Origin of the sequence: Exiguobacterium sp. s101 (genome assembly GCF_018617835.1) — a bacterium.
Classification (GTDB): Bacteria; Bacillota; Bacilli; order Exiguobacteriales; family Exiguobacteriaceae; genus Exiguobacterium; species Exiguobacterium marinum.
In genome coordinates this window covers 384,500-409,873 of sequence record NZ_JACSKX010000001.1, presented here as the reverse complement: position 1 = coordinate 409,873, position 25,374 = coordinate 384,500, and the positions used below count along the sequence as shown (strand labels likewise).

Below are 25,374 nucleotides of genomic sequence, written 5' to 3'. Positions count from 1 at the left end.
AATGGATTTCAAACAGCATATTAAAGAAGTAGCAGATTATCCGAAGGAAGGAATCAGCTTCAAAGATATCACGTCACTCATGCAAGATGGCGAAGTCTACAAGAAATCAGTAGATGAGCTCGTCGCTTATGCACGTGAGCGTGGAGCAGAGTTGATTGCTGGACCGGAAGCGCGCGGATTTGTCGTCGGTTGCCCGGCAGCCTATGCGCTCGAACTCGGGTTTGTACCAGTACGTAAAGAAGGAAAGTTACCGCGTGAGACAGTTCGTGTATCATACGGTCTCGAGTACGGAACGGACATCTTAACGATGCACAAAGATTCAATCAAACCTGGACAACAAGTTGTCATTCTTGATGATTTGCTCGCAACAGGTGGAACGATTGAAGCGACAATCAAAATGATTGAGCAGCTCGGTGGAGTTGTGGCAGGAATCGGGTTCTTGATCGAACTCGACGGACTCGGTGGACGAGAGCGTCTTGAAGGATACGACATCTTCTCACTCATCCGATACGAAGACTGATTTTTTTTGAACGGGAAGCATATGCTTCCCGTTTTTGAATAGTTTTTGAGGAAAATAACCGACAACCTTTGACAGGTCGTCAGATTTTTTCGATAATGGTTATAAAAATTAGAGAATCTTGAACATAAACTACTACCATGCTGCGACGAATCTGAGTCGATTGGAGCGGTAAGAAAAAGGGTGTCGAATGTTATGACCAAAAAACAAATCGTAAGTATTGAGGATCTTCTCGACGCGCTCGGGGAGTATATGGGTGACGACGATATTGCCGAAGTGAAACGCGCTTACGAATACGCAAAACTTCATCATACCGGTCAGTTCCGACGTTCGGGCGAGCCCTATATCCTCCATCCGGTCCAAGTGGCCGGCATTCTCGTTGATATCGGCTTAGATGCTACGACGATTATCGGAGCGCTCTTGCATGATGTTGTCGAAGACACGGATATTTCGTTACAGCAATTGACAGACGATTTCGGTCCGGATGTGGCCATGCTTGTAGATGGGGTCACGAAACTTGGTAAAATCAAATATAAATCGAAAAAAGAAGAACTCGCAGAGAACCACCGGAAGATGATTATCGCGATGGCCGAAGATGTGCGCGTCATCTTGATCAAACTTGCGGACCGTCTCCATAACATGCGTACACTTCAGCATATGCCGAAAGAGAAACAAGTCCAAAAGGCAGAAGAAACGCTTGAAATCTTTGCACCGCTCGCACACCGGATGGGGATCTCGACGATCAAGTGGGAGCTCGAAGATATTTCGTTACGATATATCAACCCGCAGCAATACTACAAGATCGTCTCGATGATGAAACAAAAACGGACGGAACGAGAAGCGCTCGTCACTTCTGTCATCACAGAAGTGAACGGAGTTCTTGAAGAAGTGCACATCGATGCCGATGTAAACGGTCGGCCGAAACATATCTATTCCATCTACAATAAAATGTTCAAGCACAAAAAAGAATTTAATGAAATTTATGATTTGATGGCGGTCCGGATTATCGTTGATTCGATTCGTGATTGTTATGCGGTGCTCGGAATCATCCACACGCAATACAAACCGATGCCGGGACGATTTAAAGATTATATTGCCATGCCGAAACCGAACATGTACCAGTCGCTCCATACGACGGTGATCGGTCCTAAGGGTGAACCGCTCGAAGTCCAGATTCGAACGAAGGATATGCATTTCATCGCCGAGTTCGGGATTGCGGCACACTGGGCGTATAAAGAAGGGAAGAATGTCTCGACGAACGGATTCGACGAGAAAATCGCGCACCTTCGTGAGATTCTCGAACTTCAAAAAGACACGACGGATGCAGAGGAATTCATGGAGTCCCTCAAGGTCGACTTCTTTAGTGACATGCTTTACGTGTTCACGCCAAAAGGGGACGTGTTCGAGTTACCAAAAGGCTCTGTTCCGATTGACTATGCTTACCGAATCCATACGGAGATCGGGCACCGGATGACGGGTGCAAAAGTGAACGGACGGATGGTTCCGCTCGACTATAAGCTCGAGACGGGCGACATCATTGAAATCATCACGTCGAAGCACAGTTACGGTCCGAGTAAGGACTGGTTGAAGCTCGCCGTTTCGAGTCAGGCGAAGAATAAGATTCGCCAATGGTTCAAACGCCAACAGCGTGAAGAGAATGTCGAGAAAGGAAAAGATCTCGTCGAGGCGGAAATCAAAAAGCTTGGATTCGAACCGAAAGAAGTAATCGACGAACCGGCACTCAGTATCGTCGTCGAGAAATTCAACTTTGGGAATGAAGAAGAAATGTATGCCGCTGTCGGTTATCAAGGCATCACTGCCGCTCAAGTCGCACATAAGTTGACCGAAAAGCAGCGAAAAGAGCCGAAGCTCGAGCTATCAGAAGCCATCAGCGAGTTAAAAGTCAGTCAGTCACCGAAGAAAAAGACGACGGAAGCAGGCGTGACGGTCAAAGGGATCGACAACATGCTCGTTCGTATGAGCCGTTGCTGTAATCCGGTCCCAGGCGACGAAATCGTCGGGTATATCACCCGTGGACGTGGGGTCTCGATTCATCGGAAAGATTGCTTGAACATCGTCAACGAGCAACACCCAGAGCGTCTCCTTGATGTCGAATGGGAAGTTGGTCAGGCGAAAGAGAAAAACTATAACGTCGATATCGAAATCACTGGATATGACCGCTCAGGACTCCTGAACGATGTCCTTCAGGCCGTGTCGGCGACGAATACGAATATCATTGCCGTCAGCGGTCGGGGCGACCAAAACAAACAAGCCCGCATCTCGATGACGATCTCGATTCCAAACGTGAATCACCTGCAGAAAGTCGTCGAGCGCATCAAACAAATCTCAGACGTGTATTCGGTCAGCCGAGTCATGATGACGTGACGAAAGGAAGAGAAACGTGCGTGTATTATTGCAACGAGTGAAAGAAGCATCGGTCACAGTCGAGGAAGAAGTCGTCGGGGCAATCAACGCCGGATACTTGCTTCTCGTCGGTGTGACACATGAAGATACAGAAGAGGAAGTGAACTGGCTCGCCGACAAGGTGACGGGACTTCGCGTCTTCGAAGACGATCAAGAAAAGATGAACTTATCGATTCAAGATGTGTCCGGTCAAATTTTGTCTGTTTCCCAGTTCACGCTCTATGGTGATACGATGAAAGGACGGCGACCTGCTTTCACAAAGGCAGCGAAACCGGACATGGCCGAGACGCTCTATGAAAAGTTCAACGAGCGACTTCGGTCAAATGGACTCGTCGTCGAGACGGGACGTTTCGGTGAGATGATGGACGTCGCACTTGTCAATGACGGACCGGTCACACTCATGCTCGAAAAAAACGCTTGACAGATACCGGCTTGATTCGGCATCATGAAGCATATAGTCAAACACCTACGATAAAGAAGAGTACGGTCAACCCACCAGCAAAGAGAGCGATGCCATGGCTGAAAGCATCGACTGGATGATGACCCGAACGACACTTTGGAGGTGCTCCTTTGAAAGCGAGTAGGGGGAGCCGTCTCATCGGGCGTTAACCGATTTCGAGTGGCAGAGTTTCAAGTGATGGCTCTGCAACGAGGGTGGTACCACGGGAAACTTACACAGGCTCTCGTCCCTTTGCGGACGAGGGCCTTTTTTGTATTTTTAAGGAGGGAAATGTGATGATGAAAGCACCACGCGGTACACAAGACCTGCTTCCGGGCACGGTCGAGACGTGGCAATATGTCGAGGGGAAATTTCGCGACATGAGCGCCCGTTACAACTATAAAGAGATCCGCACACCAATCTTTGAAACAACGAACCTGTTCACACGTAGTGTCGGGGAGACGACGGACATCGTCCAAAAAGAGATGTTCACGCTCGTGAAGAAAGGGAAAGACGAGTACACGCTTCGCCCAGAAGGGACGGCCTCTGTCGTTCGTGCGTTCGTGACGAACAAATTGTTCGGAAATCCGGACCAACCGACGAAGCTCTACTACATGGGACCGATGTTCCGCTATGAGCGTCCGCAAAAAGGTCGCTTCCGTCAGCTTCACCAATACGGTGTCGAAGCGATCGGCAGTAGCGACCCGGCCGTTGACGCGGAGGTCATCAGCCTCGCTTACTCAATCTACAAGTCGTTTGGGCTTCAGAAAATCAAAGTCGTCGTCAACTCGCTTGGGGACGCGGAAAGCCGCAACGCCCACCGCGATGCGCTCATCCGTCACTTCGAGCCGGTGGCAGGTGAACTTTGCCAAGACTGCCAGTCACGTCTGTATAAGAACCCGCTTCGCATCTTGGATTGTAAAGTCGATCGCGATCACCCGTCGATGAAGACGGCACCGTCGATCCTTGAATATTTGAATGAAGAGTCGAAAGCCTACTTCGACCAAGTGCTCGCACAACTCGACGCACTCGGGGTCACCTATGAAATTGACCCGACGCTCGTTCGTGGGCTCGATTACTACACACATACGGCGTTTGAAATCATGTCCGAGGCAGAAGGTTTCGGAGCCATCACGACACTTTGTGGCGGCGGACGCTACAACGGTCTCGTGCAAGATATCGGTGGACCTGACATGCCGGGAATCGGTTTTGGGATCGGATTGGAACGTCTTATCCTCGCCTTGGAGAGTGAAGGGGTCTTACCTGAACTCGAGACAGGACTTGACGTCTTCATCGTCGCGCAAGGTGAGAAAGAAGTCGAATTGACGGCGACGCGCCTCTTGCAACTACTCCGCATGGAAGGGTTCAAGGCAGACCGAGATTACCAAGGGCGCAAGTTCAAAGGACAGTTCAAGCAGGCGGACCGCCTGAAAGCCAAGTTTACAGTCATCTTAGGGGATGATGAAGTCGAACGCGGGGCAGCCGCCTTGAAAGATATGACGACTGGTGAACAAGTCGACGTGCCACTCTCGGCCGTCGCAGACAAAATTCGTGAACTATCGGAAGGAGCAGCACAATGATCGGACGCACACATATGAACGGCCGTGTGACAGAGTCACTCATCGGCCAAGAAGTACAATTAAAAGGATGGGTACAAAAACGTCGTGACCTTGGAGGACTCATCTTCATCGACCTTCGTGACCGCACAGGGATCGTCCAAGTCGTCGTTCGCCCAGAAAACGAAGCAGTCCACCAACTCGCGGAGACGATTCGTAGCGAGTTCGTCCTCGACGTGAAAGGGACAGTGCTCGAGCGTGAGAACAAGAACCCGAACATGCCGACAGGAAACATCGAAGTCATCGCGTCTGAGATCAACATCTTGAACGCGGCGAAGATGACACCAATCCCAATCGGGGACGAAGCGGAAAACGTTTCAGAAGATCTTCGTCTTAAATATCGTTACCTCGACCTTCGTCGTCCGGCGCTTCAAGAGACGTTCCGCCTTCGTTCGAAGACGTCGAACACAATCCGTAACTTTTTGACAGAAGAAGAGTTCCTTGAAGTCGAAACACCGATTTTGACGAAGTCGACACCTGAAGGCGCACGTGACTACCTCGTACCGAGCCGTGTCCACGGTGGAGAGTTCTACGCACTCCCACAATCACCGCAGCTCTTCAAACAGTTGCTCATGGTCGCAGGATTTGACCGTTACTTCCAAATCGCGCGCTGTTTCCGTGACGAGGACCTTCGTGCAGACCGTCAGCCTGAATTCACACAAGTCGACATCGAGACAAGTTTCATGGACATCGAAGACTTGATGGCGATGATGGAATCGATGATGGGACAAGTCATGAAATCGACGCTCGGTCGTACGGACACACCGGCGAAGTTCGAGCGCATGACTCATGCGGAAGCGATGCGTCGCTTCGGTTCAGATAAGCCGGACACACGTTTCGGTCTTGAACTCATCGACGTGGCGGACGCAGTGACAGGTGCCGGCTTCAAAGTGTTCGACGCGGCACTCGAATCAAACGGACAAGTCAAAGCGATCAACGTCAAAGGTGAGGCGGACAACTTCTCACGTAAAGACATCGACAAGCTCCAAGAGTTCACAGCGGTATACGGTGCGAAAGGTCTCGCATGGCTCAAAGTGACAGCGGAAGGCTTGAACGGGCCAATCGCGAAATTCTTCGATGAGACGTATGCACAAAAGTTAATCGAAGCAACGAATGCAGAAGCGGGTGACCTTCTTCTCTTTGTTGCATCGAAACCGACTGTCGTCGCAGACAGCCTTGGCGCACTCCGCGTCAAACTCGGACACGAACTCGGTCTCATCGACGAGTCGAAATTCAACTTCCTATGGGTGACGGACTTCCCACTCGTGACGTTTGAAGAAGAAGACGGTCGCTTCTACGCGAACCACCACCCGTTCACGATGCCAAACCGTGAAGACCTTCACCTTCTCGAGACAGACCCGGCAAGCGTTCGCGCAATCGCCTATGACCTCGTCTTGAACGGATACGAGCTCGGTGGCGGCTCACAGCGTATTTATGAGCGTGACATCCAGGAGCGCATGTTCAAATTGCTCGGCTTCACGCAAGAAGAAGCAGTCGAACAGTTCGGCTTCTTACTTGAAGCGTTCGAATACGGTACACCACCACACGCAGGAATCGCACTCGGTCTCGACCGTCTCGTCATGATTCTTGCAGGTCGTTCGAACCTTCGCGACACGATCGCCTTCCCGAAAACGGCATCGGCAAGCGACTTGCTCACGCAAGCACCGAGTCCTGTCGTGGACGCGCAACTTGAAGAGTTGTCGATTCGTACGGCAGTGAAAGAGAAGAAATAAGCACAAAAAACGAGGGTTGCCATGGCAATCCTCGTTTTTTGTATGTGTGAAACGGATTTTGGATTTAATCGGAACACATACTCTTGTTAACGTTTATTCTCTTCTCGCTGCATATATTTCGCTGTTCGCTGCAACGCAAAACCGAACGCAAACAGTGAGGCGATGACAGCAGACATCGTGTAAACCGAGTCGGTAAACGCCAGATAGATCCCGAACAGTCCGAGCCCGAAGCTCAAGAAGAAGAGCACCAACAGTCTCGGATGTTGTTTCAGTGTCTGTTTCATCGGCTCGGGACGTTCAACTGACAACCCGTGCCGTCCGTGACGAGTAGATTCGAATTGAACACTTGCCCGTCACTCTTCAAGACGAGCGTACGACGGTCTTCAAGGAAATCGATTTTCATCTGTTCGTCTAAAAATACTTTCGTCCAGTTTTTTATTAAGATTGGACCGAGGTTCGAGTCGATCTCGACGTCTTCCGGTGTCTTCTCCTTGACGTATCGAATCTCGAAGATCCCGCTGTTTCCACAGCCGCAACCTTCCGTCTCGTAAAAGAGGTGTATCTGTCCCTCGCGTTTGCCTTTCAACGACTTGATTCGTTCGAGCGCGCGTTCTGTAATGTGTACATGCATGTGTATCACTCCTTACCTTTATTATACGCCGATTGAAAAAATAATGAAAAAAGGATGCATCCTGTTTTCCACCTTTCGGAAAAAAGCGTACACTTAATGTTTAGAAGGGGGTAAGAGAATGTTTGCACGTTTTTTTAGTTATTATCGGCCACATAAGAAGTTATTCATCCTCGACTTTTCATTCGCGATTCTCGTCGGACTGCTTGAACTCGGGTTTCCGCTCGCCGTTCAATGGTTCATCGATGATTTGTTGCCAGGTGGGGAATGGAACTGGATTATCATTGTTAGCATCGGTCTATTGATTCTTTACATATTGGCCATGATGATGCAGTATGTTGTCAACTATTGGGGACATAAGCTAGGAATCAATATCGAGACAGACATGCGAGAAGAGTTGTTCACGCATATCCATAAACAGTCGTTCCGATTCTTTGATAATCATAAGACCGGACATTTAATGAGCCGGGTCACGAACGACTTGTTCGATATCGGGGAAGTGGCGCACCACGGGCCGGAAGACTTTTTTATCGCCATCATGACGTTACTCGGTGCGTTCGGGATCATGTTCTCGATTGACCCGGAACTCGCACTCGTCACCGTTGTCGCGGTACCGTTCCTCATCGTCATGATCACGTATGCGAATAAAAACATGAACAAGGCATGGCAAAAGATGTACACGAATATCGGGGAAGTGAACGCACGCGTTGAGGACAGTGTGTCAGGGGCACGTGTCGTACAGTCGTTCACGAATGAGACGTTTGAGATCGGACGTTTCCAAAAGGACAACAACTTCTATCGCGGCTCGAAGATTGAAGCGTATCGAGTCATGAGTAAGTCACTCGCCGGAATCTACATCACGACGCGTCTCATGACGTTACTCGTCCTCGTTTACGGAGCGTATTTGACGTATGAAGGACAGCTGTCTTACGGTCAGCTCGTCGGATTCATCTTGTACATGAACTTACTCATCAAGCCAATTGAAAAAATCACGGCACTTTTAGAGATGTATCCGAAAGGCATGGCAGGATTTAAACGCTTCACGCAACTTTTAGACGAAGAACCGGATATTAAGAATCGCGACGAAGCGGTTGATGTTGAGACGTTGAAAGGCGATATCGTCTTCGACAACGTCTCGTTCGGATACTCGGATTATCGCCAAGTGTTGACGGACATTGACTTGTCGATCAAGGAAGGGACGACCGTGGCCTTGGTCGGGACGAGCGGGGCAGGTAAGACGACAATCTGTTCACTCATCCCTCGTTTTTATGACGTCACAAAGGGTGCCATCTCGATTGACGGCATGGACATCCGTGATATGACGAAAGAGAGTTTACGTCGCCAAATTGGAATCGTTCAACAGGACGTCTTCTTGTTTGCGGGTACATTGCGTGAGAATATCGCTTATGGGAAGCTGGCTGCGACCGATGCCGATATCATGTATGCGGTAGAGAAGGCGCATCTCGGGACGCTCGTCGAGGAGCTCGAACACGGTCTCGACACACAAATCGGGGAACGAGGACTCAAACTCTCTGGTGGTCAGAAACAACGAATCGCTATCGCACGTATGTTCTTGAAAAATCCACCGATCTTGATTTTGGATGAGGCGACTTCGGCGCTCGACACGGAAACCGAGGCCATCATTCAAGATTCACTCAATGAACTAGCGGCGAATCGGACGACGCTCATCATCGCACATCGCTTGGCGACGGTGAAGAATGCCGATCGGATCCTCGTCGTGACGGCCGAAGGAATCGTCGAGGACGGGACACATGAAGAGCTCAGCCAAAAAGGCGGCGTCTTCACAAATCTGTTACAACGCCAACAGCTTTAAACGGAGGGTCACCTGTGAATGGTGACCTTTTGGGCGTGATATGAATGGTTCGTGGGTAAATACATATGGATGAACGAAAGAGAAGGAGGCAGATACACCATGAAAGCTGTGCAAGTCGTAGGATATGGGGATGTCGATCAACTTCAAGTGGTCGATATCCAAAAACCGACACCGAAAGCGGGAGAAGTACTGATCAAGGTGCGCGCCTGCGCCATTAACAATACCGAGATTTGGATGCGAGAAGGGGCGTATGGAACTGGCGAAAAGTCAGGTTGGCGCCCGGAAGGCGTCCATTTTCCCCGCATTCCCGGTTCAGACATTACGGGAGAAGTCGTCGAGGTTGGGGACGAGGTCGATCAAACGATGATCGGCCGACATGTCGTCTTGTTTCCGTTCACCTCGAGCGGACCTGAACGGAAAGAACACTTGTCAGACGATATGTCCTTTATTGGTTCAGAATATGACGGAGGTTATGCAGAATACGTTGCCTGGCCGGCCGACCTTTGTTTTGATATGCCACTCGACGATTTTGTCGAAAGTGCGGTTTTTTCCGTGAGCGGACTCACAGCGTGGCATATGAATGAACAGTTACACATCCGTTCCGGTGAGACGATTGTCGTCACAGGTGCGAGCGGTGGTGTCGGTTCGCTCAACGTTCAGATTGCTGCGAATGTTTTCGGTGCGAAAGTGTTCGCCATTGTCGGTGATTTGAAAAACGAGCAAGAATTGAAAGCGTTCGGGGCGACTGAAGTTTTTTTCCTATCGTTCTGAGACGCTCGCCGATGATATCATTGCCGCGAACGACGGTCCGATCGATGCCGTGCTTGATGTCGTCGGGGATGCGTTGTTTGATATGTCTCTTCAAGTATTGAAGAAGGGTGGGAAATTCTGCATTTCCGGTTCTGCCGGCGGACAGACGACCCATCTCGACTTCCGGACACTGTACTTGAAGCATATTGCGATGTACGGGTCTGTCCTCGGGACACGTCATGAATTTGCCGAAATGTTGCGTTCGATTGCTGAAGGGAAGCTAAAACCGGTCATTGATCGGACGTTCCCGCTTGAAGAGGCACGTGAAGCGCAAACGTACTTCAAACAATCAGGTAAGTTCGGAAAGATTGTCTTGATTCCGAACACATAAAAAGAGAGGGAATCCCTCTCTAAGTCATGCAAATTTTACTTTGAGACGATCGACGTAGGCGATGAACAGGCGGAACCGTTCTAACCAGAACTGGAAGAACGGACCGATGAGGAAAATCGATAGGACGGTGCCGAAGAAGAGCGGTCCGCCGAGCGCCCAGCCTATAAGACAAGCAGTCAACTCCATCCAAGTCCGCATAGCACGGACAGACTTTTTAAAACGGTCTGCTAAGGCAAGCGTCAATCCATCACGGGGACCGGCACCATACCCGACAGCGACGTACAGACCAGCTCCCATACCCATCACAAATATGCCGAATGTGAGCCAAACGATATTCATGATCATCCCTTCGAAAACAGGAAGCCATTGCTCATTTAAAATCAAGTTCATGAATACCCCGACGAAAACCGCGTTGACGAGCGTCCCGAACTGAGGACGAATGCGGTCAAGTATGTATTTAAATAGGATTAGTAAAAGACCGACGCATAAAATCACCGTTCCGATTGAAATCGGAAGATGGTGAGCGATTCCGATATGAAGGACGTCCCACGTGGAGACACCGAGATTTGCCGTGATCATGATCGATGAGCCGAGTGCGAGTAAGAACAATCCGGTCATGAAGAGGCCCCATTTGAAGAGAATACGTAAAAAGTGGATAGACCTTGCGTGCACGAACATCGCCTCGTTTCAATAAAATGATTGATTTATCTTAGCACACTCGATTTGAAAACATGAAAAAAACGTCTCAGCGTTAAAGCTGAGACGAGATCGTTATTTCTTCGATGATTTTTTAGCTTTATTCTTTTTATAATATTTGTAGACGAACGGTGCGACCGCCGTCGCGACTTTGATTAATGATCCCATCTTACCTTTCTTAGCCATAGTAGCACCCCTTTCTCTTCTAGATGAATATATTCCACACAAATTGGTTTTGAAAACATTTTTCAAACACATCCTAATCTTTTTGTACTAAACTGTCATCCATCATACTAAGTAATGGAGGAGGTCTCTTCATGAAAACAATTATATGGTACCAAAATGATTTACGCGTCGATGATCACTTGCCACTCGAGGAGGCGCTGCGACATGATGATCCGATAGAAGGGCATTATTTTATCAGTCCAAAGCAGCTTGTTGAGAATCGATATGGTGTCATTCCGCTCGGGAACGAACGGTTTCATTTTTTGAAAGAAACGTTAGAAGACGTGGCAGGTTCATTGAATGCTCTTGGGATTCCGTTGTATGTCCATGTCGGGCATCCGCTCGACACACTAGACCCGACCGACCGTCTCTTGTTTCAAAGGGCAATCGGATACAATGAACGAAAGCGTGAAGAAAAAGTAATCGGGGAGTGGGAGGGGGAGTACGAAACGTTCGAAGGATTTACGTTATTTGAAGAAGTTGATATCCCATTTGAAAAGATGCCGTTCCTGTTTACAGAGTTCCGTAAAGCAGTCGAATATGATGTACGATCACGCGAACTCACCTCCCGAAAGGCGACAGCGTCTAAACGCGAAGTGACGTTCCCATTCCCAGTTCAAGAAGTCGAGCAAGACCCGAGGACGGCATTCCCCTTCAAAGGTGGCGAATTAGCTGCAAAACGTCGGTTGAATGATTATTTGTCCGTGCCGATTCGAACGTATAAAGAGACACGGAATGGGTTCGGGGTCGACGATTCGACAAAGTTGTCCCCGTATTTGGCGAATGGCTCGTTGTCTCCGCGTCGAGTCTTCTTTGAATTAGAAGCGCACGAGCGGACACATAGTGTGAACGAATCGACGTACTGGCTCTACTTTGAGTTGTTGTGGCGTGAGTTTTTTCAATGGGTCGCACTTGAACAAGGAAAACGATTGTTTCGGGAGCAGGGGATTCGTTCGAAGCCGAAGGAGTGGCGGGTCGATTCTGACATCATCGAGAAATGGCGACGAGGCGATACCGGAGTGGAGTTTGTCGATGCGTTCATGCGCGAGCTAAATGCAACAGGGTGGATGTCGAACCGGGGTCGGCAAATCGTTGCCAACTATTTCGCTAAGGAGTTAATGCAGGATTGGCGATACGGAGCAGCCTACTTTGAATCGAAGCTGATCGATTATGATGTCGCTAGTAATTGGGCGAATTGGGCTTATCAAGCGGGTGTTGGAAACGACTCACGAAATCGGCATTTTAACATCGAGCGTCAACAGTTCACGTACGATCCTGACCGTGCGTTTCGTAACAAATGGTTGTGACGAAACTGTCACGAGAAGTCGGTGTTTCTCATTGACTTCTTTTTATAGAAGCGCTATAGTTAAATCAACAGATGGGATACCTGAGGTGTACGAGAGCCGCCTTCGTTATTTTGAGCCAACACTTTGAATACGGGAGACCGAACTGCTAACCGGATCAACTGCCTCATCACGTGCAGGAGGACTTGTGAAGGAAACGCTAGGTCACCCACCTGCATACGCAGGTTCAAAAGCAAGGCATCGTCACGGCACTCCGGGCCCCATCGATTTTTTTGAGAACACGTCGAGAGACGTCTTTTTTTTGAATATAATTCCGAGTAAAATAGTATGAGAAAATAGAATTGGTTGGAGGAAGAAACATGTTACACCAGTTTTCACGAAATGAATTGGCCATCGGTTCAGAAGGCCTCGATGCTTTAAAAAATAAAACGGTCGCGATTTTAGGTGTCGGTGGCGTCGGCTCATTCGCAGCCGAGGCACTTGTGCGCAGTGGCGTCGGACGCATCGTCCTCGTCGATAAAGATGACATCGACATCACGAACGTCAATCGTCAAATCCACGCGTTGTTGTCGACAGTCGGCCAACCGAAAGTAGAAGCGATGGGCAAGCGTCTCCTCGACATCAATCCAGACGTCGACCTCGTTCAACTGAAGATGTTTTATACAGAAGAGACGTACGAAGAATTCTTCGCTCAAAACATCGACTATGTCATTGATGCTTCAGACACGATCATTTATAAGATCCATTTAATCGTGGAGTGTAAGCGCCGTGGTATTCCAGTCATCTCGAGTATGGGGATGGCAAACAAGATGGACCCGACTCGCATCAAAGTCGTCGACATCAAAGATACGTCATATGACCCGATTGCGAAGATGGTCCGGACACGTCTCCGTAAAGAAAAGATTTATAAAGGGATCCCAGTCGTCTTCTCGGACGAATCTCCAATCGTGACACGCGAAGATGTGAACGAAGTCGTCGGCAAGAAAGACGCCCCGATTCGGAAAGCAAAGATGCCACCGAGCTCGAACGCGTTCGTCCCATCGGTCGCAGGACTTGTAGCTGCCGGTTACGTCATTAACGACTTGCTCGAACAAGCAGGAGTCGAGATCAATCGAATCCAAAAGTAAAACGACGCGACTCGTTGTGAGTCAGCGTCGTTTTTCCCAATACTCAAGCCGTTTTTGGATTTGTTGCTCGAATCCACGAGGCGTCGGCTTATAGTAGTTCGGTCGTTTTCGGGCCAAATTCTCAGGCCAATAGTTTTGAGGGACGAACCCGTCTTTTTCATCATGAGGATATTTATAACCGACCCCGTTCCCAAGTTCACGTGCCCCGGGACTATGGGCGTCACGGAGATGCACCGGTACAGGTCCACCTTCGACTGTTCGGACATGATGGAGCGCCTTGTCGATGGCAGTGATGACCGCATTCGATTTTGGGGCGGTCGCGAGATAAAGAACAGCTTCTGCAATCGGTATACGGGCTTCAGGAAAGCCGATGTATTCGCTCGCTCGTGCTGCCGCATCGACGACGAGTAGCGCGTTCGGATCGCTCATTCCGATATCTTCTGCGGCATGCACGTAAAGACGACGCATGATGAAGCGCGGGGACTCGCCAGCTTCGATCATGACGGCGAGCCAGTAGAGCGCGGCATCCGGGTCCGAACCACGAATCGATTTGATGAAGGCCGAGATGACATCGTAGTGTCGGTCGCCCGTTTTATCATATTTGATCGATTTTTGTTGAATCGACTCTTCTGCGACCTCTAGTGTGATGTGAATCTGCCCGTCCACTTCTGGCGTTGTTAAGACGGCGAGTTCAAGTGCATTTAATAGGACACGGTAGTCACCGTCCGCCATTTTGATATAATGGTCAGCAGCAGCTTCATCCATTTTCACAGAGTAGTTCCCGAGACCACGGGAGTCATGGAGCGCCCGTTCAAGGACGGCACGTAACTCCTCGGCACCCGGCTGCTCAAGTCGGAACACCGTCGCCCGAGACAACAGGGCGGCATTCACTTCAAAGCTCGGGTTTTCGGTCGTCGCTCCGATGAGGACGAGCTTTCCGGACTCAAGGGCAGGGAGAAGCGCGTCTTGCTGAAGTTTATTGAATCGATGGATCTCATCTAAAAAAAGAATCGTTCGCTCATCGTCGAAGTCAAACCGGGACTCCGCTTCACGAATGACGCTTCGCAATTCATCGAGCTTGGCGGTGACGGCGTTCAATTGGACGAACGTCGCCTTCGTGTAATTCGAAATGACACGAGCGAGTGTCGTCTTACCGGTACCCGGTGGACCGTATAAAATAATCGTACCGAGTCGATCCGCTTCGATGGCACGGCGAAGGAGCTTGCCCTCGCCGACGATATGTCGCTGTCCAATCACGTCATCTAACGTTTCGGGGCGCATCCGGTTGGCGAGCGGTCCACCATTCGATTGATGAAACAAATCAGGCATACGTAACCATTCCTTTCGACAAACGTTTGTTCGATTAGTATAACAGAAGGAGACTTGAAGATGAAAATATCTACAAAGGGCCGTTATGGCTTAACGATTATGATTGCGTTGGCACGAGAGACAGACAACAAACCGCTCAGTTTAAAAAAGATTGCGGCACGTCATGAGTTGCCGGAGCATTATTTAGAGCAACTGATCGGTCCGCTCCGAAACGGAGGCCTCGTCAAGAGCGTACGTGGTGCATACGGTGGCTATCAACTCGTCAAACCGGCAGAAGAAGTGACGGCAGGAGAAATTATACGCTTACTTGAAGGACCTTTAGCCGTTGTCGAGGACTCTGAAGCAGATGATGCGGTGAAACGAAAGCTTTGGGATAAAATCAAAGAGGCAATCGATACCGTCCTAGATGAGACGACACTCGCTGACCTCGCAGAAGAAGAGTCAGACGGCTACATGTTTTATATTTAAGAACGAGGTGACCTTATTATGAACTATTTTGATCACGCTGCGACGACGCCGATGCGACCGGAAGTCCTTGAAGCGATGACACCTTACTTTTTAGAGACGTATGGGAACGCGTCGAGCATTCACGGGATTGGTCGTAATGCCCGAGCGGCGCTCGATTCGTCACGTCGTGTCCTTGCGAAATGGATCGGTGCTTCACCGAACGAAATCGTGTTCACGTCAGGTGGGACGGAGTCGGATAATTATGCCTTGTTCGGTGCAGTCTATGCCCACAAAGGAAAAGGCAAACATATCATCACGACGAAAGTCGAACATCATGCCGTGCTTCATGCGATGGAACAGCTCGAACGAGAGGGGTTTGATGTCACGTATCTCGATGTCGACGCGTCAGGAGCTGTCGATGTAGATGTGTTCCAGGCCGCGTTACGAGATGACACAATTCTCGTGTCGATCATGTATGGCAACAACGAGGTCGGGACGCGCCAACCGATTCAAACGATTGGCGAGTTGTTACAAGACCATCAAGCCATTTTCCATACTGATGCGGTACAGGCGCTCGGTACAGAAGAAATCGATGTGAAAAAGATCCATGTCGATTTATTGTCGGCGTCCGCGCATAAAGTGAATGGGCCAAAAGGTATCGGTTTTCTTTTCATGAAAACAGGTGTAAAATTAGCGTCACGTTCTTTTGGTGGACAACAAGAACGTAAACGTCGAGCCGGCACGGAAAATGTTCCGGGTGCCGTCGGATTCCAAAAAGCAGCTGAACTCGTCATGGCAGAGCGTGAGGACCGGGTGACACTCTATGCGTCGCTCGATCTGGCGCTGCGTCAACGTCTTGACGAACTAGGCGTAACTTATGAAGTGAACGGGTCAAACCGTTTACCTCACATCGTGAACCTATACATCCCTGGAATTGACCTTGAACCTTTCCTCATCATGATGGATATGCGAGGCATGGCGATTTCGAGTGGGAGTGCCTGCACGGCAGGGTCGATCGAACCGTCCCATGTATTGTCGGCGATGTACGGGGATTCAGAACGGACGCGTCAGTCTGTTCGAATCAGTTTTGGACACGGCAACTCGGTCGAGGACGCGAAACGGCTCGCGGAGCGACTACAAGAAGTCGTCTCGACATTTATGAACGGAGTGAGATAGATGAATTTACGCACGAAAGCCCCTGAAGAGACGACGGTCGTCGTCGGCATGTCAGGTGGCGTCGATTCATCGGTGACGGCCCACGTATTGAAAGAACAAGGGTACAATGTCATCGGAATCTTTATGAAAAACTGGGACGACACGGATGAGAACGGTGTGTGTACGGCGACAGAGGATTATGAAGACGTCATCGCCGTGGCCAACCAAATCGGGATCCCGTACTATGCGGTCAACTTTGAAAAAGAATATTGGGACCGCGTCTTTGAATATTTCTTAGCAGAATATCGTCTCGGTCGAACGCCGAACCCGGACGTCATGTGTAACAAAGAAATCAAGTTCAAAGCATTTCTTGACCATGCTCTTCGACTCGGTGCCGATTTTGTCGCGACGGGGCATTACGCCCAAGTGAATTACGTTGACGGCGAGCACCGTCTGCTACGAGGAAAAGACGACAACAAAGATCAAACGTATTTCTTGAACCAATTGTCTCAAGACCAACTCGCGCGGACGATGTTCCCGATTGGTCATATGGACAAGAAAGATGTGCGTGCGATCGCAGAAGAAGCAGGACTCGCGACAGCGAAGAAGAAAGACTCGACTGGGATCTGCTTTATCGGAGAACGGAATTTCAAAGAGTTCTTATCGGAATATCTTCCGTCACAACCAGGTGAGATGCGGACGCTCGACGGTGTCGTCAAAGGACGTCACGACGGGTTGATGTATTATACGCTCGGACAACGTCACGGTCTCGGGATTGGTGGCGACGGGGACCCTTGGTTCGTCGTCGGAAAAGATTTGGAGAACAACGTCTTGTTCGTCGGACAAGGCTTCCATCATGACGCGCTCTATTCGGACGCGCTCCTTGCTTCAAAACTCTCTTGGACGGGTGTTGCTCCAACAAATGAGTTCCGGGCGACGGCGAAGTTCCGCTATCGTCAACAAGACGTGCCGGTCACGGTCGCTCCGCTCGAAAATGGCGAAGTCCTCGTCAAGTTCGATGAGCCGCAACGTGCCATCACACCAGGACAGGCCGTGGTCTTCTATGACGGCGACGTCTGTCTCGGTGGAGCGACAATCGACGAAGCATACCGCAATGGCAAACGACTCGACTATATCGGATGAGGTGATTGAATATGAACGCAAACGAACAAGGCATCCAAGCGATGCAACAAGGTGAATTTGAACAGGCAGCCAAACATTTCAATGAGGCGATTGAAGAGAACCCGACGGACCCAACAGGTTTCGTCAACATGGGAACGTTGCTTCAGGCGATCAACGATTACGACCGTGCCGCCATCTTCTATGACAAAGCGATTAAACTCGATGATTCATTCGGTGCCGCGCACTATGCGAAAGGCGCTCTCGCTTATGAACTTGAACAATTGGAGTCTGCGGAGACCTCGCTTCGCCAAGCACTCCTTTCGGGGATGGACGATGCCGATCTTCATTTCATGCTCGGCTTGACGTACAAGGCGATGGGTGATTTTGTTCGCGCGATGCCACGTCTACGTGAGGCGAAGAAGCAATCGCCGGAAGACGTGGAAATCACGTTCCAATACGGACTTGCACTTGCGCAAAGTGAACAGTTGGAAGAAGCGGTCGACGCATTGGAAGAGACGCTCGACCTCGATACGAGCCATACGGATGCACGCTACAACTTGGCAATCGCATATGCCTTCTTGGGAGACCAAGAAAAAACCTATGCCGAACTTCAACGCGTCTTGGAGATGCAACCGGATCATGAACTTGCACGTGACGCCATCGCGAAGATGGATGCACTGCTTGGGAACTGATTTCTTGAATAGGAAAGTGCCATCGCAATGGAGCGATGGCACTTTTTTCGTTAACGCGATTAGAGTTGTTTCGTCGTGATTTTGACGGGTTCTCCGGCAAATTCTCCGTAAGCCTCGTCCATATTTTTCGTATACAGTTCGATAATGTTATGGCTCGGATCCTTAAAGTAAGCAGAGCGCTCTTTCCCATTTTTCGTCTCGTCTTCATCCCACGTTCGCAGTTTGACCGGGACATTGGTATCATTCAAAATCTCAAGTGCTTTTTCAAACGACTCTATCGGAACGAAGAACGCGCAATGGACGTGGACGCCACCTTCGTCATAAAGTGTGTCCCAATCGGTCACATCTTGTTTGCGGTTCGCGTTTTCTTCCTCTGTGAAGTTACGCTTCAACCAAAGTCCGAGTCGTGTATTCCCTCCGATATAGAGCCATGTTGCCCACGGCTCGTTCGCATGTTCTTGGGATTCACTCGGTTCCGCATCGTCACCGACCCATTGTTCGACGACGGGGAGACCTAATTTTTCATGCCAAAATGCTACCGCTTCTTCCATATCCGTCACTTCTAACACGAGTTCGCATAATCCGCTGACTGGAATTCGTTTACCCATTTATGACTCCTCCTTCATTGTGTCATTCGAACAGTTCCCCGTTTCTTTGAATCAAAAACGCGACTACCCGTCTTGAAGTGGGGGAATGACAACCTATAGAAGGAGGTCGAGTGGCTTGCGAAAATTCAGCATGGTCAGTGTCATTTTGTTTTTCATTACCGAGTATGTGTGGTTCACACAATTACTTGAATCGGTGAATGAACGACTGGCAGACGGGAAGTGGACGAATACGATTTTGTATCAAGTGGTCATTGAACCACGAGGGCTCTTGACGTTATTACTCATGCTGTTCGTAGCGCTCCTCATTGTCGGATGGGTTGTTCACTACGTGTACTCGGAACGGAAGTCTTGGCAGCATACATCTGAACACGTCGGTGTCGGGTGGGTCGTTCCATTGATTCTTGCAGTACTCGGATTCCTCATTCCGAACGTATATGCCCAGGTTGGGATTTTACTCCTTCAGGTAACGTTCATTCCGCTCATCCCATTCATCCATCAGACCGTCCCGTTTTGGAAAGTCGTGACGAACTGGTTGATTCAGTTGGCGGTCATCGGTCTCGTCCTATTCGGGGCGAGGGGAATGCTGGAAGATTCGATTCGAATCGAGAAGACCGAGCTCTTCACAAAACTCGAGGCATATCAGGCATCTGGGGACTTAGACCGGATTCAGCGTCTGATTGAAGAAGTGGACCTTGATCAGGTTGAGCGCATTTTGGACCGGGTCGATATCGAACAGTTGATACGCATTTTAGAAGTCGTCGACCTTGATCGGATTGAACAAATCTTAAATCTGTTCGGATAGGTCATTTGTTCAATCGATTCATCTCGGGCTATAATGGATGATGGAAAAATAGCTGGAGGTGTCGGATATGATGGCAGCACCTTATGAGTTGACTGGAAAAGTCATTCGAGTCCTGTTTCAATCAGAAGAAGAAGCGCACACAATCGCGCTCGTACGAATAAAAGAAAAGAATTTTGAGACGGACGAGACCGAGATGGTCATCGCGGGCGTCGGTGTCGGCATCGAGAAAGGCGAGACGTATAAGGCGCACGGTCGTCTCGTAGAACACCCTAAATTTGGGAAACAGATGAAGGCCGATTGGATTCGCCGTGTCGTACCGATGACGAAACGGGCAGCCGTCCGCTTTTTGACGAACGGATCTTTCCCTGGAATCGGTCAAAAGACGGCGCAGAAGATTGCGGATGCTCTCGGCGACGATTGTATCGACCAAATCGTGAAACATCCGAGCATCCTGTCAGAGGTCGACGGGTTGAAAGAAAAACAGGCACGTGTGATTACGGAACGTCTGAACGTCTTATACGGGGTCGACCAACTGTTACTATTTCTCGCCCCATTCGACGTGACGCCACGTCTCGCCTCAAAGATTCATAAAGAATATGAAGGCCGAGCGATGGAAACGATTGAAAAGAATCCATACGCGCTCATGTACGATGTGCAAGGTATCGGCTTCAAAACGGCCGATGCCATCGCCGCGCATTTTGGGATTCAAGGAATCCATCCTGAACGCATCGCGGCAGCAGTACTTTACGTATTAGAACTCGAACAAGGGAACGGTCATCTATATGTAACCGCAGACCAACTCGAGGCCGAGATGCCTCGCATCATCGGAGCGGACCCAGGTGACGTCCTCGTCACGGCTTTGGAGTCACTTGCGAAAGAGGAACGAGTCGTTATCGAAGACGGGGTCGTCTATCACCCCCGTGTCTTCCGTGCCGAACGGAAGGCGGCAGAGGAGTTGGCCCGAATCATGGCGACGTCGACGACAGAAGACGTGGACATGACGACAATCTTTGATGCGGTCGGACGTGTTGAGGAGATGTTCTCGATCGAATATGCGACACAGCAACGAGAAGCCATCGAGCTCGCCCTTAAATCACCGCTCATGGTACTCACCGGAGGGCCGGGTACAGGGAAGACGACTGTCGTTCGAGGCATCATTCATGCACTCAGTGACGTCTTCGATTGGAAGTTAGAGCCTGTACCGAACCAACCGTTCCCATTCGTCTTGGCCGCACCGACGGGTCGAGCGGCGAAACGCCTCAGTGAGTCGACAGGGCTACCGGCCTCGACAATTCACCGTCTGTTGAAGTTCGACGGAAGTTCGTTCCAAGTGGATGAGACGAATCCGCTTGTCGGGAAAGTGCTCATCGTCGATGAGGCATCGATGATTGACATCTTCTTGTTTAGGAGTTTACTGAAGGCTGTTCCGAACGGCATGAAAATCTTGTTCGTCGGAGACCGCGATCAGCTCCCGTCTGTCGGACCGGGGCAAGTACTTGCGGATTTGATGCAGACGGACGGGATTCCGGTCGTTCGACTTGACGTCGTCCATCGTCAAGCGTCGGAGTCGAGTATTTTACGGCTCGCGCATTCTTTGAACGCCAAGAAAATGCCGGACGATTTGTTGGCGGCGCTCCCGGACCGTCGTTTCTATACGGCGAATCAGGAGACGGCGCTTCAAGCGATCTGTCAGATGGCAGGGGCTGCCCTTCGGAAAGGGTATTCACCGTTTGACATCCAAGTACTCGCTCCCACGTATCGTGGTGTATGCGGGATTGACGGGTTGAACGAGGCGCTCCAAAATGTGTTCAATCCTAAGTCGAATGCCCGTGAAGTAAAACATGGGACACGCATTTACCGAAATGGCGATAAAGTGCTACAACTCGTCAATAATGCTGAAGAAAACGTATATAACGGAGACATCGGTGAAATCACGAACATCTTCTTCGCCAAAGAGAACGTCGACAAGGTCGATAAGATTTATATTCGATTCGACCAAACGGAAGTCGAATATAACCGTAGTGAATGGGATCAGTTTACTCACGCCTACGCCATCACGATTCATAAGTCACAAGGTTCGGAGTTCCCAATCGTGCTCATGCCGGTCTTCTTCAACGGAGGATTCCGGTCGTCGCGTAACTTGATTTATACAGCTGTGACCCGGGCGAAGAAAAGTTTACTGCTGTTCGGGGACGTACGGGCACTCGAGGCGGCCACACGAGAAGAGGAACCAGTGCGACGGACGAAATTGGTCGAGCGCTTAGGTGGGAAGTCTTGACGTCTTCATAAGCGCGTGTGATAATGACGAATAGACAACTGAAACGATACAAACGATGAAGGAAATGAGTACGTCGTCACCACCTCTACAGAGACATCTTCCTAGGCTGCGAGAAGATGGGGGCAGGCCGACCGAAGCTATTCTGGAGTTCCCACTCAACCTGGGCGCATCATCCACGTTAACGGATGTTTCGAGGCACGGTGTTACCGTGCGAACGAGGGTGGTACCACGAAGCGATGCTTTCGTCCCTTTCCACAGGGGCAGGCATCGCTTTTTTTCGTTTCGTTCAGAATTTAAGGAGGAATTGTTCATGAAACCGCTCAAATCATTGACTGGCGCACAGATTCGCCAAATGTACTTAGATTTCTTTAAATCAAAAGGTCACAGCGTTGAGCCGAGTGCTTCGCTCGTTCCGGTCGAAGACCCGACTCTTTTGTGGATCAACTCAGGCGTAGCGACACTCAAAAAATATTTTGATGGTCGTGTCATCCCTGCGAACCCGCGCATCGTCAACGCTCAAAAATCGATTCGGACGAACGATATCGAGAACGTTGGGAAGACCGCTCGTCACCATACATTCTTCGAAATGCTCGGAAACTTCTCAGTCGGTGAATACTTCCGTGAAGAAGCAATCACATGGGGTTGGGAGCTATTGACGAGTGACGAATGGTACGGTCTCGACACGGAGCGCCTGTCCGTCACGATTCACCCGGACGATGAAGAGTCGAAACAGATCTGGTTGAAGCTCGGTGTGCCGGCTGACCGCATCATCCCGCTTGAAGATAACTTCTGGGAAATCGGTGAAGGCCCGTCTGGTCCGAATACAGAGATTTTCTTCGACCGAGGACCAGCGTTTGGAGACGACCCGACCGACCCTGAACTGTATCCAGGTGGGGAGAACGAGCGTTACCTTGAAATCTGGAACATCGTATTCAGTCAATATAACCATGATGGGCACGGGAATTATACGGAACTCCCACGTAAAAACATTGATACGGGGATGGGACTCGAACGGATGGTGAGCGTCCTTCAAGACGTTCCGACGAACTTCGATACCGATCTCTTCATGCCGATCATTCGTGAAACAGAAAAGATCAGCGGAGACGTTTACCGCCAAGACGGCAGCAAAGATGTCGCGTTCAAAGTCATCGCGGACCATATTCGTACCGTATCGTTCGCGATTGGTGATGGGGCACTTCCGTCGAACGAAGGACGTGGATATGTACTTCGTCGCCTCCTCCGTCGTGCCGTGCGTTATGCGAAGATGCTTGGCATCGAGCGTCCGTTCATGTATGAACTCGTCGATGTTGTCGGAGACATCATGATCGACTTCTATCCACAAGTGACTGAGAAGAAAGATTTCATTAAAAAAGTTATTAAAAACGAGGAAGAGCGTTTCCATGAAACATTGAACGATGGACTCGCGATCTTGAACGAAGTTGCAAAAGCACAAAAGGCAGCAGGGTCGAACGTGATCAGCGGTGAAGATGCGTTCCGTCTTTATGACACATACGGCTTCCCACTTGAATTGACAATCGAATACGCAGAAGATCATCAGATGACGGTCGATGAAGACGGCTTCAAAGAAGCGATGAATGAGCAACGTGAACGTGCACGACAAGCGCGTACCGACGTTGAATCGATGCAGATTCAGTCAGGTGTGCTCGCGGACATCACGATGCCATCGACGTTCCTCGGCTACAACAATTTAGAGACGAATGCAAAAATTGTCAGCTTGATTCACGATGGCGAACTCGTCGACGTCGTCGCTGCCGGGGAAGAAGCACAAGTGATGCTCGATCAGACACCATTCTACGCAGAAAGCGGTGGTCAAATCGGTGACAAAGGACAAATCGTCGGAGAAGATTTCGTTCTTCGTGTCAAAGATGTGTCAAAAGCACCGAACGGTCAAAACTTACACACGGTCACGGTCGAATCAGGTGTGGCAAAAGCGGAAGCGGCAGTCACGGCAACGGTTGACCAAGCATCACGTCAAGCGATCGTGAAAAACCATACGGCGACGCATCTTCTTCACCGCGCGCTAAAAGACACGCTCGGCGAGCACGTCAACCAGGCTGGATCACTCGTGACACCAGATCGCCTTCGTTTTGACTTCTCTCACTTCGGTCAAGTGACACCCGACGAGCTTCAATCGATTGAGCGTCAAGTAAACGAGAAGATTTGGGCATCGATCGGTGTCGACATCGAAGAGATGAACATCGCTGATGCGAAAGCAAAAGGAGCGATGGCACTCTTTGGTGAGAAATATGGCGATGTCGTTCGCGTCGTATCAGCAGGTGACTACTCGGTTGAACTTTGTGGTGGTTGCCACGTATCCAATACGGCTGAAATCGGACTCTTTAAAATCTTGTCTGAGTCAGGGATTGGCGCTGGGACACGTCGAATCGAAGCGGTCACAGGTGCTGGCGCATACGAAGTGATGAACATGCAAATCGAAACGCTTGAAGCGGCAGCGAAACTATTGAAGACGAAACCTCTCGAGGTTCCGGTACGTGTTCAGGCACTTCAAGCTGAAATCAAAGAAGTAGAGCGCGCTTCAGAGTCACTCAAAGCGAAGCTTGCGAACATCGAAGCGTCTTCTTTAACAGAGGCAATCGAGACAATCGGTGACGTCCAATTGATTGCGAAACGCGTCGATGGACAAGATATGGATGCTCTTCGTAGCATGGTCGACGACTTGAAAGGAAATCTCGGTTCTGCCGTGATCATCCTTGGGTCTGCGAACGGAGACAAAGTCAACCTCGTCGCGGGCGTGACGAAAGACTTGAATGACCGAGGCTTCCATGCCGGAAAACTTATTAAAGAAGTCGCGACACGTTGCGGTGGCGGCGGTGGCGGTCGTCCAGACATGGCGCAAGCCGGAGGTCGCGATGTAACAAAACTAGATGAAGCATTGAAGTTTGCTTCACATTATGTCCAATCACTGGCATAATAGAGTGTGAAGTGCAAACGGAAAGAGGTGGATTCTTGTGAGCCAAATGGATCGCACGATGCAATTCAATTTTCCAGAAGATGATCAACGTGCTAACACACGCGAAACGCTGATTACGGTATATCAAGCACTCGAGGAAAAAGGATATCAACCGATCAATCAAATCGTGGGATACTTATTGTCAGGTGACCCTGCCTACATTCCACGTCATAATGATGCGCGAAACTTGATTCGCAAAATTGAGCGGGACGAACTACTCGAAGAGTTGGTCAAATCGTATTTGAACGATCGTAGAGAGGGTTAA

At 49.9% G+C, this 25,374-nt stretch carries 21 protein-coding genes, 1 other RNA gene, 1 pseudogene and 1 other annotated feature; of the genes and pseudogenes, 18 read left to right on the top strand and 5 right to left on the bottom strand.

Going from position 1 to position 25,374, the window contains the following annotated elements:
• Position 1: 1 nt before the first annotated feature.
• From KNO76_RS02105 to aspS, 5 genes are all read left to right on the top strand, one after another.
• Complete coding sequence (locus tag KNO76_RS02105; protein WP_214702380.1) at positions 2–520, top strand: adenine phosphoribosyltransferase; 519 nt, start codon at positions 2–4, stop codon at positions 518–520.
• 192 nt (positions 521–712) lie between these two features.
• The gene (locus KNO76_RS02100) at positions 713–2,902 is read left to right on the top strand and encodes a RelA/SpoT family protein (RefSeq protein WP_214702377.1); all 2,190 of its coding nucleotides are present in this window, start codon (positions 713–715) and stop codon (positions 2,900–2,902) included.
• A 16-nt stretch (positions 2,903–2,918) separates the two neighbouring features.
• The gene (dtd, locus tag KNO76_RS02095; protein ID WP_214881953.1) at positions 2,919–3,362 is read left to right on the top strand and encodes a D-aminoacyl-tRNA deacylase; all 444 of its coding nucleotides are present in this window, start codon (positions 2,919–2,921) and stop codon (positions 3,360–3,362) included.
• 38 nt (positions 3,363–3,400) lie between these two features.
• Positions 3,401–3,635, top strand: a binding site (T-box leader).
• A 44-nt stretch (positions 3,636–3,679) separates the two neighbouring features.
• Complete coding sequence (gene hisS / locus KNO76_RS02090; RefSeq protein WP_251127844.1) at positions 3,680–4,960, top strand: histidine--tRNA ligase; 1,281 nt, start codon at positions 3,680–3,682, stop codon at positions 4,958–4,960.
• The gene (gene aspS / locus KNO76_RS02085) at positions 4,957–6,729 is read left to right on the top strand and encodes an aspartate--tRNA ligase (protein WP_214881947.1); all 1,773 of its coding nucleotides are present in this window, start codon (positions 4,957–4,959) and stop codon (positions 6,727–6,729) included. Before hisS ends, aspS begins: the two co-directional genes overlap by 4 nt.
• Before the next feature lie 86 nt (positions 6,730–6,815).
• Here aspS and KNO76_RS02080 read toward each other — a convergent pair whose 3' ends face one another.
• Positions 6,816–7,037, bottom strand: a complete 222-nt coding sequence (locus KNO76_RS02080) for a hypothetical protein (RefSeq protein ID WP_214700695.1) — start codon at positions 7,035–7,037, stop codon at positions 6,816–6,818.
• Positions 7,010–7,360 (bottom strand): iron-sulfur cluster biosynthesis family protein, encoded by a 351-nt coding sequence (locus KNO76_RS02075; protein WP_214881945.1) that lies wholly within the window; start codon positions 7,358–7,360, stop codon positions 7,010–7,012. The genes KNO76_RS02080 and KNO76_RS02075 overlap by 28 nt, the downstream gene beginning before the upstream one ends.
• Before the next feature lie 118 nt (positions 7,361–7,478).
• Here KNO76_RS02075 and KNO76_RS02070 point away from each other — a divergent pair, with 118 nt between their 5' ends.
• The gene (locus KNO76_RS02070; RefSeq protein WP_214881942.1) at positions 7,479–9,191 is read left to right on the top strand and encodes an ABC transporter ATP-binding protein; all 1,713 of its coding nucleotides are present in this window, start codon (positions 7,479–7,481) and stop codon (positions 9,189–9,191) included.
• 99 nt (positions 9,192–9,290) lie between these two features.
• Positions 9,291–10,332 (top strand): annotated as a pseudogene (locus KNO76_RS02065) (alcohol dehydrogenase family protein).
• A gap of 24 nt (positions 10,333–10,356) precedes the next feature.
• Here KNO76_RS02065 and KNO76_RS02060 read toward each other — a convergent pair.
• Positions 10,357–11,010, bottom strand: a complete 654-nt coding sequence (locus tag KNO76_RS02060) for a DUF6198 family protein (protein WP_214881939.1) — start codon at positions 11,008–11,010, stop codon at positions 10,357–10,359.
• A gap of 335 nt (positions 11,011–11,345) precedes the next feature.
• Between KNO76_RS02060 and KNO76_RS02055 the strand changes: the two genes are divergently transcribed.
• The 3 genes from KNO76_RS02055 to KNO76_RS02045 all read left to right on the top strand — a co-directional run bounded on the left by KNO76_RS02055 (position 11,346) and on the right by KNO76_RS02045 (position 13,684).
• Positions 11,346–12,560: a DASH family cryptochrome gene (locus KNO76_RS02055; RefSeq protein WP_214881936.1), complete on the top strand. Its 1,215-nt coding sequence runs from the start codon at positions 11,346–11,348 to the stop codon at positions 12,558–12,560.
• A gap of 74 nt (positions 12,561–12,634) precedes the next feature.
• A non-coding RNA gene (gene ssrS, locus KNO76_RS02050) (6S RNA) lies at positions 12,635–12,821 on the top strand.
• A gap of 95 nt (positions 12,822–12,916) precedes the next feature.
• On the top strand, positions 12,917–13,684 hold the full coding sequence (locus tag KNO76_RS02045; RefSeq protein ID WP_214881934.1) for a tRNA threonylcarbamoyladenosine dehydratase: 768 nt from the start codon (positions 12,917–12,919) through the stop codon (positions 13,682–13,684).
• A gap of 21 nt (positions 13,685–13,705) precedes the next feature.
• Here KNO76_RS02045 and KNO76_RS02040 read toward each other — a convergent pair whose 3' ends face one another.
• Positions 13,706–15,013 (bottom strand): replication-associated recombination protein A, encoded by a 1,308-nt coding sequence (locus KNO76_RS02040; protein WP_214881930.1) that lies wholly within the window; start codon positions 15,011–15,013, stop codon positions 13,706–13,708.
• A 60-nt stretch (positions 15,014–15,073) separates the two neighbouring features.
• Here KNO76_RS02040 and cymR point away from each other — a divergent pair, with 60 nt between their 5' ends.
• The 4 genes from cymR to KNO76_RS02020 are packed head-to-tail and all read left to right on the top strand — an operon-like array spanning position 15,074 to position 18,429.
• Positions 15,074–15,481, top strand: a complete 408-nt coding sequence (gene cymR, locus KNO76_RS02035; protein WP_026826435.1) for a cysteine metabolism transcriptional regulator CymR — start codon at positions 15,074–15,076, stop codon at positions 15,479–15,481.
• 18 nt (positions 15,482–15,499) lie between these two features.
• Positions 15,500–16,636, top strand: a complete 1,137-nt coding sequence (locus KNO76_RS02030; protein WP_214881927.1) for a cysteine desulfurase family protein — start codon at positions 15,500–15,502, stop codon at positions 16,634–16,636.
• The gene (mnmA, locus tag KNO76_RS02025; RefSeq protein ID WP_214702351.1) at positions 16,637–17,758 is read left to right on the top strand and encodes a tRNA 2-thiouridine(34) synthase MnmA; all 1,122 of its coding nucleotides are present in this window, start codon (positions 16,637–16,639) and stop codon (positions 17,756–17,758) included.
• 11 nt (positions 17,759–17,769) lie between these two features.
• Positions 17,770–18,429 (top strand): tetratricopeptide repeat protein, encoded by a 660-nt coding sequence (locus KNO76_RS02020; RefSeq protein WP_214881924.1) that lies wholly within the window; start codon positions 17,770–17,772, stop codon positions 18,427–18,429.
• A gap of 59 nt (positions 18,430–18,488) precedes the next feature.
• On the opposite strand, the gene KNO76_RS02015 is transcribed toward KNO76_RS02020, so the two are convergent.
• On the bottom strand, positions 18,489–19,037 hold the full coding sequence (locus tag KNO76_RS02015; protein ID WP_214881922.1) for a VOC family protein: 549 nt from the start codon (positions 19,035–19,037) through the stop codon (positions 18,489–18,491).
• Positions 19,038–19,152: 115 nt separating this feature from the next.
• Between KNO76_RS02015 and KNO76_RS02010 the strand changes: the two genes are divergently transcribed.
• The 4 genes from KNO76_RS02010 (at position 19,153) to KNO76_RS01995 (ending at position 25,374) form a co-directional block, all read left to right on the top strand.
• Entirely contained in the window at positions 19,153–19,839 is a 687-nt protein-coding gene (locus KNO76_RS02010) for a hypothetical protein (RefSeq protein WP_214881920.1), read from the top strand.
• 70 nt (positions 19,840–19,909) lie between these two features.
• A complete protein-coding gene (gene recD2 / locus KNO76_RS02005; RefSeq protein ID WP_251127834.1) occupies positions 19,910–22,117 on the top strand; it encodes an SF1B family DNA helicase RecD2 in 2,208 nt (735 codons plus the stop codon).
• Positions 22,118–22,427: 310 nt separating this feature from the next.
• Positions 22,428–25,070: an alanine--tRNA ligase gene (gene alaS, locus KNO76_RS02000; RefSeq protein ID WP_214881916.1), complete on the top strand. Its 2,643-nt coding sequence runs from the start codon at positions 22,428–22,430 to the stop codon at positions 25,068–25,070.
• A 37-nt stretch (positions 25,071–25,107) separates the two neighbouring features.
• Positions 25,108–25,374, top strand: a complete 267-nt coding sequence (locus tag KNO76_RS01995) for an IreB family regulatory phosphoprotein (protein WP_026826427.1) — start codon at positions 25,108–25,110, stop codon at positions 25,372–25,374.

What these genes read in the sequence shown, in the direction of transcription:
- KNO76_RS02105 (WP_214702380.1), top strand. Translation starts at nt 2, where the DNA reads ATGGATTTCAAACAGCATATTAAAGAAGTAGCAGATTATCCGAAGGAA.
- KNO76_RS02100 (WP_214702377.1), top strand. Translation starts at nt 713, where the DNA reads ATGACCAAAAAACAAATCGTAAGTATTGAGGATCTTCTCGACGCGCTC.
- hisS (WP_251127844.1), top strand. Translation starts at nt 3,680, where the DNA reads ATGAAAGCACCACGCGGTACACAAGACCTGCTTCCGGGCACGGTCGAG.
- aspS (WP_214881947.1), top strand. Translation starts at nt 4,957, where the DNA reads ATGATCGGACGCACACATATGAACGGCCGTGTGACAGAGTCACTCATC.
- KNO76_RS02075 (WP_214881945.1), bottom strand. Translation starts at nt 7,360, where the DNA reads ATGCATGTACACATTACAGAACGCGCGCTCGAACGAATCAAGTCGTTG.
- KNO76_RS02070 (WP_214881942.1), top strand. Translation starts at nt 7,479, where the DNA reads ATGTTTGCACGTTTTTTTAGTTATTATCGGCCACATAAGAAGTTATTC.
- KNO76_RS02060 (WP_214881939.1), bottom strand. Translation starts at nt 11,010, where the DNA reads ATGTTCGTGCACGCAAGGTCTATCCACTTTTTACGTATTCTCTTCAAA.
- KNO76_RS02055 (WP_214881936.1), top strand. Translation starts at nt 11,346, where the DNA reads ATGAAAACAATTATATGGTACCAAAATGATTTACGCGTCGATGATCAC.
- KNO76_RS02045 (WP_214881934.1), top strand. Translation starts at nt 12,917, where the DNA reads ATGTTACACCAGTTTTCACGAAATGAATTGGCCATCGGTTCAGAAGGC.
- KNO76_RS02040 (WP_214881930.1), bottom strand. Translation starts at nt 15,013, where the DNA reads ATGCCTGATTTGTTTCATCAATCGAATGGTGGACCGCTCGCCAACCGG.
- cymR (WP_026826435.1), top strand. Translation starts at nt 15,074, where the DNA reads ATGAAAATATCTACAAAGGGCCGTTATGGCTTAACGATTATGATTGCG.
- KNO76_RS02030 (WP_214881927.1), top strand. Translation starts at nt 15,500, where the DNA reads ATGAACTATTTTGATCACGCTGCGACGACGCCGATGCGACCGGAAGTC.
- mnmA (WP_214702351.1), top strand. Translation starts at nt 16,637, where the DNA reads ATGAATTTACGCACGAAAGCCCCTGAAGAGACGACGGTCGTCGTCGGC.
- KNO76_RS02020 (WP_214881924.1), top strand. Translation starts at nt 17,770, where the DNA reads ATGAACGCAAACGAACAAGGCATCCAAGCGATGCAACAAGGTGAATTT.
- KNO76_RS02015 (WP_214881922.1), bottom strand. Translation starts at nt 19,037, where the DNA reads ATGGGTAAACGAATTCCAGTCAGCGGATTATGCGAACTCGTGTTAGAA.
- recD2 (WP_251127834.1), top strand. Translation starts at nt 19,910, where the DNA reads ATGGCAGCACCTTATGAGTTGACTGGAAAAGTCATTCGAGTCCTGTTT.
- alaS (WP_214881916.1), top strand. Translation starts at nt 22,428, where the DNA reads ATGAAACCGCTCAAATCATTGACTGGCGCACAGATTCGCCAAATGTAC.